Source organism: Xanthovirga aplysinae, assembly GCF_009711365.1.
GTDB classification, from domain to species: domain Bacteria; phylum Bacteroidota; class Bacteroidia; order Cytophagales; family Cyclobacteriaceae; genus Xanthovirga; species Xanthovirga aplysinae.
The window spans coordinates 1-11928 of the sequence record NZ_SMMB01001213.1; the positions used below are offsets into that span (position 1 = coordinate 1).

Here is an 11928-nt window from a genome sequence, read left to right on the forward strand (position 1 = left end):
TAATTTATCGCTAAAATTCTTTTTTCGCAACTATAACATTGTTTGAACCTATATCAAAATTCCAATCGAAAAATCTTTAAAAAAAGACTTTATCAAGTAACCTCCGAAAGATAAAATAATAATTTATTGTAAATTCAATAATAGTTAAAAGCTAATCATGATTTAATAATGGTAACCAATCTAAGCTTTACTTTTCAGTCACCCTTAATCTACGTTTCGGGGGAAAGGGGAAAAAATTACTAGTCTTTCGAACATATTCCTCATAAGCAGAGCTCCCTTTTCTGCGAGATTTTTCTACCAAGTTCCAATGGGTAAAACTAAGGAACCAAAATGTTACAAAAACAGCACTAATTACGGGAAAATACATTCCACCACCAATACTAATCAACGCATACCCCCACCAGACCAGGGCTCCTCCAAAATAATTGGGATGTCTGCTATATTTCCAAAAACCATTTTGCAAAACCTTGCCTTTATTTTTGGGGTTTGCCTTAAATTTCAACATTTGGTAGTCACTGCCTGCTTCAAAAATAAACCCTATTGTCCAAACCAATAGGCCAATCTTATCCCAAGTTGTGAAATATGCTGTGCCGGAGTAATACTGGGCACCCAATAATGGCATAGAAACAAAGGTCATCAAAATACCTTGGACAAAAAATACTCTAAAAAAACTTATCCACCAGAATTTTTTAGGATCAAATTGGCGTCTGATTTTTTGATGCCGGGGATGTTCCGGTTTCCCAAAGTTTATCCAAATCATATAGGCGCTTAGACGTAAGCCCCAAACCATTACTAATGCCATAATCAGCATTTTTCGCTCTTCGAATCCTGTGGTATTTAAAAAGTAAAAAATACTGATCAGAACAAAACCTACCCCGCGGTAAACATCTACTGTACTTACGTTTTCAATGAGCAGACTAAGTAACCAAAGAAAGGTGAGCGGCATTAAAATCACCAAAAAGCCATAAAGTAGTAATTCTGGAAATGACATATGAGCTTTAGATTTGCTTTTCCCTTCACTTGTAAATTGAAGAACAGAAAAAAACTCAAAACAATTGGTTAATTTTATGAAAAAGCAATCATACAGAGGAAAAACGGTTAAAGTATTAGAAAGACGGGGATTTTTAGTACTTCTTTGTTAATCCTTGAAAAATAAATGGATCTTTTTTTTCTGGAAAATATAGAACCCAGTGAGGAAGGAAGTACCGTAACTGAAAGAAGATATATGCTTGACTTTCGATTAAAAGTATTTTATACCGTTGCTCAAACACTTAATTTCACTCAAGCGTCAGAGCAATTATGTATAAGTCAGCCTGCTGTTACTAAACAAATACGGGAATTGGAGCAACAGCTGCAGGTCACTCTTTTTGATCGTAGTAAAAGACAAGTTTCTCTCACAAAGGAAGGAGAAGTAGTACTCAAACATACTCATATTATTTTTGAACAATATCAAAAGTTAACATTCGACTTAAACTCCCTAAAAAATAAGACTACTGGTCAACTTAAGTTGGGAGCCAGTACAACCATTGCCCAATATGTTATTCCTCCTTTGTTAGCAAAATTTCACCATCAATATCCACACATTAATATTGATCTGATCAATGCTAACTCTAAGGAAATAGAACATTTATTAACAGCAAAAAAGATTCATTTGGGCCTTATTGAAGGTGCCCGAACCAATACCGACCTTAAATACATCCCTTTTATGAAGGATGAAATTGTTTTAGTTTGTAGCAAGCACAATAAGCAGTGTAAAAAAGGATGGGTTTCATTGAATGAACTGAAGGAACTTCCATTGTTAGTACGAGAAGAGGGGTCCGGAACCTCTAAGATTATTGAAAACTTCCTTCATCAACATGAACAAGATTTTTCCAATTTTAACGTCCATATGCGGTTAGGAAGTACTGAAAGTATCAAAAACTACCTGCTTCATTCTGAAACCTTTGCCCTCTTATCAGTTTTTAGCATTCGAAATGAATTAGCTGCAGACTTACTTCGGATTGTAGAATTGGAGGACAATATAGATATAAACCGCATGTTTTCATTTGTTTACCGTCAGGGTCAACCTCTTCCAGTTGCTGAGCTTTTTATGCGCTTTGCTTCTTCTAACTAATAACCTTTGGTTATTGGTTCTTACTTTTTTTCATTTCCAAATTTTATTGATAAATCTGATATTTGTCTTATTGGAAGTTTTCAAAACGACAATAGATGAATGTTTTTCAAAGAATACCTCACCTTTATCGCCAAATCATATTTATACTGTTTTGTATTTTATGTTTGACACCTTTTATTGATACGGCTTTGGGACTAATATTGGGATTAATAATAGCCCAAACTATAGGACATCCTTTTTCCGATTTAAATCATAAGGCTACCCAATGGTTACTAAAGATTTCAGTGGTTGGATTAGGCTTTGGTATGAACTTACACCATGCTATTGAGGTAGGACAAGAAGGATTGCTATTTACTGCATTTTCCATTGCTGTTACATTATTAGTGGGGATTTTTATTGGGAAAAGATTAGGGGTCGATCAAAAAACATCTTTCTTAATTGCGAGTGGAACAGCTATTTGTGGAGGAAGTGCGATTGCGGCAGTTTCCCCACTAATTAAAGCTAATGGAAGGGAAATTAGTATGGCCTTAGGGGCTATCTTTATTCTTAATTCAATTGCTTTATTTACTTTTCCTTTAATCGGCCATTTACTCCAGTTGGACCAAAACCAATTTGGGCTTTTTAGTGCTATTGCTATTCATGACACAAGTTCTGTTGTTGGGGCAGCTGCTAAATATGGTCAAGAAGCCTTGCAAACAGCGACCACGGTCAAACTCGAAAGAGCCTTATGGATCATTCCACTTTCATTGGTGACTACTATCTTAACTAAGGGAGAGCGAAGGAAAGTTAAGATCCCTTACTTTATTGTATTCTTTATTTTGGCTATGTGCATAAGCACTTTTTTGCCAGAATATTCTTTCGTTTATAGTGGGATTACTTCCATTTCAAAACAAGGATTAGCCCTTACTTTGTTCTTAATTGGGGCAGGTCTCAATTTTAAAACAGTGAAATCAGTTGGGCCAAAACCTCTTCTTCAAGCGGTGCTTTTGTGGTTGGTTATTGGTGGTCTGGCTCTGGGAATGATATATACTTTCTTTTCTTGATTGTTTGAACCTTGACTGACCGGGTTCAGGAATGGACAGGATTATTTTTTCTGTCACTTAATAGGAGAGGTAAAATCTTTCGTTCCCAAGACCCTATCTTAACTCTTTTTCACTGTAAATTATATTTATTAACGGCGGGGAGTTTCCAAACATTATTTTTTATGCGGTAAATTGTTTCGCATTTTCGGAGGTTATTGCAGATAATGGCTACTTTTTCATAACCATAATCGCAGGTGGTTATTTTATCTCCATATACATCATAGAGAATAACATTGGCACCTAAAGCATCTCTTTGTACAGCGTATATTGTATCTCCGTTATACAAACATAGGTCAATAGATCCCCTTTCAAATTGATGGTGTAGTTTGCGCAGAGCTTTCATTTTTGGGTCAATCAATGCCCTTTGCTTCTGATTGATTTTAACTTCTTTATTTTCTAATCGTTCTATTTTTTTATTTAATCGGTTCTTCTTGGTATTTGAACAACCATTGGAAATAATAAGCGAGCCTATTAAAAGGAGCAAAAATAGAAAATATTTTGTCATGTTTAGTTTTGCAAAACCATGGACTCAAGTGTGAAGTTAAGGGGTAAGGAGAATCTGATTTTTCTGATTCATTAAGTTTAGGAATTACGCTTCTCTTTGCCCATTTATGTTTTTATTTACTTATTTTTAAAGCATTAATTTGCTGCTTCTTTATGCTATGAGTTTTCTCTATCCACAATTCCTATTGGGTCTTTTGGCCTTATCTATACCAATCCTTATTCATTTATTTAATTTTCGAAAGGCAAAAAAAGTTTATTTCTCTAATAATCAGTTTTTGCAATTGGTGAGGGAGGCCAGTAGTTCTAAGTTGAGGTTAAAACATTGGCTAGTGTTATTATCACGTTTGTTTTTTGTGGCTTTTTTGGTTTTTACTTTTACTCAGCCTTTTATTCCCGCCAAAGAAGAACAACTAGATGGAAATGATGTATTGATTTATTTGGACAATTCGATGAGTATGTCCAATGAAAGTCGGAATGGTGTAAGTGGATTGGAGGAAGGGTTGACCTATGTAAACAGCCTTTTGTCATTATATCCTAAAGGAACTAATTATATTTTTCTTACGAATGAATTTAGCTCTTCTTCCAAGTTTTTTAAAAATGGAGATGAGGTAAAGGAATTGGTCACGGAAACTCATCTAAGTGGAGTTAGTAGGGATTTTAACCAGGTATTAAGCCGTCTTCAGGCTGAAAGTGAAAAATTCGATGCCCAAAATGCTGATTTTTATTTTATATCTGACTTTCAGAAGACTACTGTAGGTGAACCCCAAAACTGGAACCTGAGAAAGGGTGCTAATTACCATTATATTCCTGTAGAATTTAATGAGATTTCTAATGTATTTGTTGATACGGTTTTCCTAAACAATCCTTTTTTAATTGCTCATGAAAACAATACATTGTCAGCCGTATTGCGGAATGAAGGAAATAGTAATTTGGAAGACTTGGAAGTACGTCTCTTTATTAATGAGGTTCAGTATTATACCGCATCCCTAACCCTAATGGTTGGAGACAGTAAAACCATTCATTTTAATCTTCCTAATAATCTTCCGGATCATAGTAAATTTCGGTTGAGTTTTGAGGAGTTCCCTGTGACTTTTGATAATGACTTTTATTTCAACCTTGATCGGAAAGGAAAGATTCGCGTAGCAGAAGTTCATTCTCGGAATGCATCTCCTTTGCCGGGAAAAGCCTTTGGAAATACTCAGCTTTTCGAATTTCGGGCCTTTACAGAGGAAAATGTAAATTATAATGAGCTTTCACAATCAAATCTTATCATTTTAAATGAAGTGGATAAGCTAGATGCACCACTTAGGGAATTGTTAGAAGATTTTATTTCCTTAGGAAAGAGTGTAGTAGTTATTCCTTCATCAAATCCACGTTCATCTACTTATTCTTATCTGGAGGACATTCGAATCAAAAGTTTTACGGCCTTTTCTGCTCCAAAACAAAACCTGGCTTCCTTGGATTTAGAAAACCCTTTTTTTGAAAACATTTTTGAAAATAGAGAAGAGGAGTTTGAAATGCCCCTAGCCAGACCCTATATGAAACTTCAGGGAGGTAGTGAGTCTTTGATAAGCTATAAAACAGGAGAGCCTTTTCTTTTACGAGGTGGAATTAAGGATAATGTGTATTTTTTTGCTACCCCCTTTAGGGATGCTTTTACTTCTTTTCAAAAGCATGCCATATTTGTTCCGGTTCTTTATAGAATTGCCTCCTTTAGTAAAGAAGGCGGCGATCAATTATATTATTCGGTGACTGATCCCTTTGTCATGCTAGGCATTGAACGGAGTGATAATGATGACGTATTTAAACTCAAAAGGCCGGGTGCGGAAATTATTCCCGTTCAAAGAAGTGCTGCTCAGGGTTTATTCCTCGAATTACCCAAAGATGTATTAATTCCCGGTTTTTATGACTTATCTTTGCGGGATGAGTTGAAAGGCTTGTTGTCCTTTAACTATGATAAACGGGAGTCCTATCCTGACCAATTTCATGGGAAAGACCTGAAAGTAGCTTTGGCTCATCATGAAAATGTAAGCATTTATGAAAGTAAGGATGCGATGGAGTTTTTTAGAGAAATGAAGTCTATCCATTCAGGGGTTGAACTTTGGAGGTTATGCTTATTACTGGCTTTGGCCTTTTTGTTTTTTGAAATATTACTTATCAGATTTTTGTAGGATGGAATTATTGCTTCAGGGGGTTGAGGTTTGTGATAAACGATCACCATTTCATGGGCAGAAGAAAAATATTCTGATCAAAGATGGAATAATTGAAAAGATTACTGAGGAATCGATAGATGCCGAAAGGATAATTGATTGTCAGGATTTAATACTTTCTATTGGATGGTTTGATATGCGTGCCTCTTTTGGTGATCCTGGCCTTGAATTTAAGGAAGATTTAAAAAGCGGGCGAAAGGTCGCGGCCATGGGAGGATTTACGGAAGTAGCCATTTTGCCAAATACCATTCCGGTCATTCAATCAAAAAATGACTTAAGCTACATTAAAGCACTTAACCCTTATAGTCTTACGCAGTTACACCCTATTGCAGCTGTTACCATTAATTCCGAAGGAAAAGAACTTACTGAAATGATTGACCTTCATCAAAGTGGGGCCATAGCTTTTTCTGACGGAGAAAAAACACTGTGGAATACTGACATAGTGTTGAAAACATTACAATACCTCCAAAAATTTGATGGTTTATTAATGAATAGACCTGAAGATCGATTGTTGACCCAGTTTGGCACTATGAACGAGGGGATTAATAGCACCTTGTTAGGTTTAAAAGGAATGCCGCGGTTGGCTGAGGAAATTGCTATTAACCGGGATTTACAGTTATTGGAATATGCAGGTGGGAAAATACATTTTTCGAACATTTCCTCCGCCCATTCTGTAGAGCTCATTCGGAGGGCAAAAGCTAAAGGTCTGGAAGTAAGCTGTGATGTGGCAGCCTATCAATTGATTTTTGACGATAGTTCCCTGACCAGTTTTGATACCAACTTTAAAGTTAACCCTCCTTTGAGGGAAAAATTGGATATTGAAGCCCTAAAACAAGGATTGTTGGACGGGACAATAGATGCGATCGTTTCTAATCACATGCCACAAGATCAGGAGAGTAAAAAGCTTGAATACGATTTGGCGGAGTTTGGAATGATTGGGCTTCAAACTGTATTGCCCCTATTAATTCAGTCGGGTTTGGAATTGGAAATGCTTATTGAAAAAATTTCTTTGGCACCGAGAAAACTTTTGCAACTAAATCAGCCAGAAGTCAAAGAGGGAGAACAGGCTAATTTGACACTTTTTGCCCCAAATGCGGAGTGGGAGTATAACGAAAAGAATAATGCTTCCCTTTCATCTAATTCACCATTATTAGGTCAGCGATTAACGGGAAAAGCGGTAGGAGTCTTTAATAATCATAAAGTTGAACTATTAATAGAGGACTGACTTGGTTTTTCTTTCCTCTAAAGGAAAAGTATTTTTCATTCCTCATTAGAAGATTTAAAAGCCTTTTGCAATTGTTCTATAATTTAGGACTTAATTTTTTTCTGATTTTTTAAATCAGTGTATATAATGAGTAGTATGCACCCATTAGTAAAAGTGGCTATAAAATATGGCCTGATAGGAGCGTTAATATCCATAGTTCCTTTTTTAACTCTATATTTTTCGAATATTTCCCCGGTAGGAAATCCAAGCTCTGTGATAGTGGATTTTCTGTTGATGTTAGTATTTATATTTTTTGCTAACCGAGAGTTTAGAGATTCAAAAAATGAAGGTAAACTACGTTTTTGGCAGGGGATGTCAATAGGATTTATATTGTATTGTATAATTGGATTTGTCTATGGCGCATTTGTTTTTATTTTCATTAAGTCTGCAGGGCAGCCGTTTTTCGACATGTATATTCAGCAGGCAGCAGAAGGAATGAAGCAAGTGGCATCTACCAATCCTGAAACCATTTCACAAGAACAATTGGCACAGGGTTTGGAAGAATTGAAAAATGTTACGGCTGTTGATCTGTTTTTTAAAGCTTTGATTGGCAAATTATTTTTAGGCCTTATAGTTACGCCAATTGTAACAATAGTGTTAAGAAAGTAAACCCCTATTGATCTTATGAGTGGTGTGGGCTGTGGAGAGATCCAACTTTGAATATCGATTTTTGAATAACAATTTTTTAAGGGATGAGTACCGAAGATATACACAAGGAAGTTGAAAAGAGAAAGGGTATTTGGTCACTGGGGATTCGTTACGGTTTTTATACGGTTCTGATGATGTTCGTCTTTAATTTTTTAATGGGGATGACAGGAATGGTGGGCAACCCGATGATTTATTCCCTAATTTATTTGATATTGGGGGCTGAAATATTTTTTGCTCAAAAGACTTATAGAAATGAGCACCATGGTTTAATCAATTATGGGAAAGCATTTAAGCTTGGAATGGTAGTTTCGGGCTTTTTTGCGTTAAGCTTGGCTCTTTTAGTTTATGTGGGAACTAAATTTGCCGATCCTCAGGCTTTAACCCAAATGGTTGAACAAATGAGAAGTGCTTTGGAAGCTCAAGGGCTTGATGATGATCAGATAGATGTATATATGCAAAGCATTCAGGCGTTTTTTACCCCTGAATCTCTTTTCATTTGTTCACTTGTAATATTGTCATTAATAGGATTAATGATGAGCTTGGTGATTTCTGCCTTTAATAAAAGATAGAAGTTATCTAGTAAAAGTAAAAAATAGATATAAAAGCACCTCTGGTTTGTCAGTGGTGCTTTTATATTTTTAAAGGATTGTATTAGATAAGAAGGAAATTGGGTGGGTTTTACTTGTTTGAAGGATTTATTAACTATTTATCCTTTTAAATATTCTTTTTTTAGGTATATTTTGGAGAAATTATTTTTTTATTAATTGTAAAAATTTAAAAGATGGAACAGAAAGCATCAGTTTGGCAAATAGGATTTAAATTTGGTTTAATCACTTCCATAGTGCTGATTATTTTTTCCCTGATTTTGAATGTTACGGAATTAAGCTTTGATCCTAACATTGGTGGAAGTCTCCAATACCTTAGTTATTTGTTCCTTATTATCGGGATGATTTTTGCCCATAAAGCCTACAAAGAAAGAAATGATGGTTTTATGAAGTATGGGACCGGTTTAGGGCTGGGTACCATTGTAGCCTTGTTATCGGGGGTTTTGGGTGCGGTTTTCTTTTTCGTATACGTAAGCTATGTTGATACGGAGTATATTGCTAAGGCCTTAGAATTAGGACGCCTTCAAATGGAAAAAAAAGGGTTAGATGATGATGTGGTAGACCAGGCTATTGAAATGCAAGCTAAGTTTATGACACCAACAGTTATGAGCGGTATGGCTGCTGTTTTTACCTTGATTGGTGGTTTTATTTTATCCCTCTTAGTTACTATCTTTACCAAGAAAAATCGTCCTGATTTTGAATAGGTCATTTTTTTGTAAAATGAAGGTTGTGTATTTCTATAACTTTCGTTTTTGAGGTTGTAGTCATAATTATTAGAAATGCCGGAGTTGAAGGATTTATCGGTGGTCGTTCCGTTATACAACGAAGAAGAATCTTTACCAGAACTTATAAATTGGATAAGCCGTGTGATGCAAAAGCACGGCTTTACTTATGAAATTATCCTTGTCGATGATGGAAGTACCGATCGCTCCTGGGAGGTGGTTAAAGCTCTTGGTAATGAAAATGGTGCTGTAAAAGGAGTGAAATTTAATCGCAACTATGGCAAATCAGCCGCCTTAGATACGGGTTTTAAACTGGCCCAGGCTGAGGTGGTCATCACTATGGATGCAGACCTGCAGGACAGCCCCGATGAGATTCCCGAATTGTATCGCATGATAAAAGAGGAGAAATACGATTTAGTTTCCGGATGGAAACAGAAACGTTATGATCCTCTGAGCAAAACAATTCCTTCCAAATTTTTCAATTATGTCAATAGTAAGATTTCCGGAATAAAGCTTCACGATTTTAACTGTGGACTAAAAGCCTACCGCTATGAAGTAGTAAAAAATATCTCTATTTACGGGGAAATGCACCGCTACATCCCTGTAATTGCCAAATGGAACGGCTTTAAAAAAATAGGGGAAAAAGTAGTGGAGCATAGGGCGCGGAAATACGGAGTGACCAAATTTGGCCTTGAACGATTCATCTTTGGCTTTCTGGATTTATTGTCGGTTACTTTTGTGTCTAGATTCAAGAAGAGTCCTATGCACTTTTTTGGCACACTAGGGACACTTTCTTTTTTGTTGGGATCAATTATAACGGTGGTAATTATTGCCAACAAGTTAATCAAAATATATAGAGGGGAGTTAGCTCGGAGTGTTACCGAGCAACCTTTGTTTTTTCTAGCCCTTGTAGCAATTATCATAGGAACTCAGTTGTTTTTAGTTGGATTCTTGGCAGAATTAATGATTATGGTTACAGGAAGGAGAAAGGGAGAGTACTTGATTACAGAAAAAGTGGGAGTAGTAGATTGATGCGAAAGTATTCGGTAATTATACCTGTTTATAACCGACCCGATGAGATTGATGAGTTATTGGAAAGCCTTTGTCATCAAACTTATACCCATTTTGAAGTGCTTGTTGTTGAGGATGGCTCATCTGAAAAATGCGATCACTTGATTCCCAAATATGAAAAACAGTTAGATCTTCAATATTTCTATAAGGAAAATACAGGTCAGGGCTTTAGCAGGAATTTTGGTTTTGAAAGAGCTAAAGGAGATTATTTTGTAGTATTTGATTCTGATTGCCTTATTCCCAAGCATTATTTTGATACCGTAGATAAATTTTTGGATCAATATCCTTTTGATGCGTTTGGAGGCCCGGATCGTGCCCACAAGAATTTTACCTCTTTACAAAAAGCCATGAGTTATGCGATGACTTCCTTTTTTACTACCGGGGGAATTCGGGGAAAGAAAAAGGGTGTTGGTAATTTTCAGCCCAGAAGCTTTAATATGGCGGTATCACGGAAGGTTTTTCAAAAGACCGGTGGTTTTCGTCTTAGAGATATGGGTGAGGATATTGAATGGAGCATGCGTATTAACCAGGCAGGCTTTAAAGTGGGTTTAATCTCTGGAGCATATGTGTATCATAAAAGACGAACCAACTTAAAGGCATTTTTCAAACAGATTTTTTCCTTTGGACAGACCCGTATCAGAAGAAAAAAATATATGCCAGGGGGAATTAAAGTAGTTCATTTGTTACCTGCCTTTTTTGTGCTAGCTCTCCTTTTCTATTTCCTCATGCCCTTGTTGAGTATTCCTCTATTTAAGTTGGGGACACTTCTTTTAATTTTTTACTGCTTGGCCATTTTGCTGGATGCTACTTTTCAGTGGAAAAGTTTGAAGATCGGAGTTTTGAGCTTGGTTACTTCTTTTGTTCAGTTAACAGCTTATGGATTGGGTTTTCTGTACGAAATGTTCTTTGGTTTAAAGGAGGACAGTTAAACCTAAAAGTAATTTACCTATTATTTAATATTCAGTTTAATCACTTATTTCTCGCAAAAGTAAAGTATCTCTTGTTCCGGCAAGGCAAATCTTTGGTACTTCTCCGCCGGAATCTCTTTTTTTAAATCATAAGGAGTAACCTTAAAACCTGCTTTTTCCAACCTTTTTTGGTAGTCTAACCCATACATTCTGACATGATCACTTTGCCCAAAAGCTTTTTCTCTGGCTGCTGGTTCCTTGATGGAGGGGTCTTCATAGGTTTTTTTAAGGTTGAAATCCATAGGGGATTGAATAATAGCAAACCCTCCTGGCTTTAAAATTCTGTATATTTCACCCATTGCTCTTAAGTCATCCTTCACATGCTCCATTACGTGGTTGCAGAAGGCTACATCGAAATTGCAATCTCCAAAAGGGATATCATGTACATCCATACGAACTTTTGCTAAGGGCGATTCCAGATCTCCCGTGGTGTATTCCAGATTCTCCATTTTTTCAAACCTGTCAATAAAACAGATTTCTGGGGCGATATGTAAGACTTTATGTTTGGCCGAAAAAAAATCCGTATGCTTTTGAAGGAAAAACCACATCAACCGATGCCTCTCCAAGGTAAGACAATTGGGACAAAGGGCATTTGATCTTGGTGGTTTTCGGCCATAGGGCAAAAAAGAACTGAAATGATGACCACATACATTGCATTCCACCTTATTACCGATATAAAAAATGGAAAGCACTTTTAGGGCATGATGGCTAAAAAGTTGTAGATACTTTCTGGGAACCTTC

At 36.3% G+C, this 11928-nt stretch carries 12 protein-coding genes; 9 read left to right on the forward strand and 3 right to left on the reverse strand.

Annotated features, from left to right (window positions below; translation table 11 throughout):
* Positions 1-187: 187 nt before the first annotated feature.
* Complete coding sequence (locus tag E1171_RS17180; RefSeq protein WP_155207287.1) at positions 188-991, reverse strand: DUF1295 domain-containing protein; 804 nt, start codon at positions 989-991, stop codon at positions 188-190.
* 165 nt (positions 992-1156) lie between these two features.
* On the opposite strand from E1171_RS17180, the gene E1171_RS17185 reads away from it, so the two are divergent.
* Together E1171_RS17185 and E1171_RS17190 are read left to right on the forward strand one after the other, a co-directional pair.
* On the forward strand, positions 1157-2113 hold the full coding sequence (locus tag E1171_RS17185; RefSeq protein ID WP_155207288.1) for a LysR family transcriptional regulator: 957 nt from the start codon (positions 1157-1159) through the stop codon (positions 2111-2113).
* A gap of 95 nt (positions 2114-2208) precedes the next feature.
* A complete protein-coding gene (locus E1171_RS17190; RefSeq protein ID WP_155207289.1) occupies positions 2209-3156 on the forward strand; it encodes a YeiH family protein in 948 nt (315 codons plus the stop codon).
* A gap of 109 nt (positions 3157-3265) precedes the next feature.
* On the opposite strand, the gene E1171_RS17195 is transcribed toward E1171_RS17190, so the two are convergent.
* Entirely contained in the window at positions 3266-3700 is a 435-nt protein-coding gene (locus E1171_RS17195) for a hypothetical protein (protein WP_155207290.1), read from the reverse strand.
* A gap of 157 nt (positions 3701-3857) precedes the next feature.
* On the opposite strand from E1171_RS17195, the gene E1171_RS17200 reads away from it, so the two are divergent.
* From E1171_RS17200 to E1171_RS17230, 7 genes are all read left to right on the forward strand, one after another.
* Positions 3858-5870, forward strand: a complete 2013-nt coding sequence (locus E1171_RS17200) for a BatA domain-containing protein (RefSeq protein ID WP_155207291.1) — start codon at positions 3858-3860, stop codon at positions 5868-5870.
* A 1-nt stretch (position 5871) separates the two neighbouring features.
* On the forward strand, positions 5872-7134 hold the full coding sequence (locus tag E1171_RS17205) for a dihydroorotase (protein ID WP_155207292.1): 1263 nt from the start codon (positions 5872-5874) through the stop codon (positions 7132-7134).
* Positions 7135-7260: 126 nt separating this feature from the next.
* Positions 7261-7782 carry a DUF4199 domain-containing protein gene (locus E1171_RS17210; protein WP_155207293.1) on the forward strand — a complete coding sequence of 174 codons (522 nt, stop codon included), beginning with the start codon at positions 7261-7263 and terminating at the stop codon, positions 7780-7782.
* 83 nt (positions 7783-7865) lie between these two features.
* Positions 7866-8390, forward strand: a complete 525-nt coding sequence (locus tag E1171_RS17215; RefSeq protein WP_155207294.1) for a DUF4199 domain-containing protein — start codon at positions 7866-7868, stop codon at positions 8388-8390.
* 212 nt (positions 8391-8602) lie between these two features.
* Complete coding sequence (locus E1171_RS17220; RefSeq protein ID WP_155207295.1) at positions 8603-9130, forward strand: DUF4199 domain-containing protein; 528 nt, start codon at positions 8603-8605, stop codon at positions 9128-9130.
* Between the two features lie 75 nt (positions 9131-9205).
* The gene (locus tag E1171_RS17225) at positions 9206-10180 is read left to right on the forward strand and encodes a glycosyltransferase family 2 protein (RefSeq protein ID WP_187696513.1); all 975 of its coding nucleotides are present in this window, start codon (positions 9206-9208) and stop codon (positions 10178-10180) included.
* Positions 10180-11148 (forward strand): glycosyltransferase family 2 protein, encoded by a 969-nt coding sequence (locus E1171_RS17230; RefSeq protein ID WP_155207296.1) that lies wholly within the window; start codon positions 10180-10182, stop codon positions 11146-11148. Before E1171_RS17225 ends, E1171_RS17230 begins: the two co-directional genes overlap by 1 nt.
* A gap of 44 nt (positions 11149-11192) precedes the next feature.
* On the opposite strand, the gene E1171_RS17235 is transcribed toward E1171_RS17230, so the two are convergent.
* On the reverse strand, positions 11193-11928 hold a 736-nt coding region (locus tag E1171_RS17235; RefSeq protein WP_155207297.1), incomplete at its 5' end, for a class I SAM-dependent methyltransferase.

Coding starts and splice junctions, on each gene's coding strand:
- E1171_RS17180 (WP_155207287.1), bottom strand. CDS start 991: ATGTCATTTCCAGAATTACTACTTTATGGCTTTTTGGTGATTTTAATG.
- E1171_RS17185 (WP_155207288.1), top strand. CDS start 1,157: ATGGATCTTTTTTTTCTGGAAAATATAGAACCCAGTGAGGAAGGAAGT.
- E1171_RS17190 (WP_155207289.1), top strand. CDS start 2,209: ATGAATGTTTTTCAAAGAATACCTCACCTTTATCGCCAAATCATATTT.
- E1171_RS17195 (WP_155207290.1), bottom strand. CDS start 3,700: ATGACAAAATATTTTCTATTTTTGCTCCTTTTAATAGGCTCGCTTATT.
- E1171_RS17200 (WP_155207291.1), top strand. CDS start 3,858: ATGAGTTTTCTCTATCCACAATTCCTATTGGGTCTTTTGGCCTTATCT.
- E1171_RS17205 (WP_155207292.1), top strand. CDS start 5,872: ATGGAATTATTGCTTCAGGGGGTTGAGGTTTGTGATAAACGATCACCA.
- E1171_RS17210 (WP_155207293.1), top strand. CDS start 7,261: ATGAGTAGTATGCACCCATTAGTAAAAGTGGCTATAAAATATGGCCTG.
- E1171_RS17215 (WP_155207294.1), top strand. CDS start 7,866: ATGAGTACCGAAGATATACACAAGGAAGTTGAAAAGAGAAAGGGTATT.
- E1171_RS17220 (WP_155207295.1), top strand. CDS start 8,603: ATGGAACAGAAAGCATCAGTTTGGCAAATAGGATTTAAATTTGGTTTA.
- E1171_RS17225 (WP_187696513.1), top strand. CDS start 9,206: ATGCCGGAGTTGAAGGATTTATCGGTGGTCGTTCCGTTATACAACGAA.
- E1171_RS17230 (WP_155207296.1), top strand. CDS start 10,180: ATGCGAAAGTATTCGGTAATTATACCTGTTTATAACCGACCCGATGAG.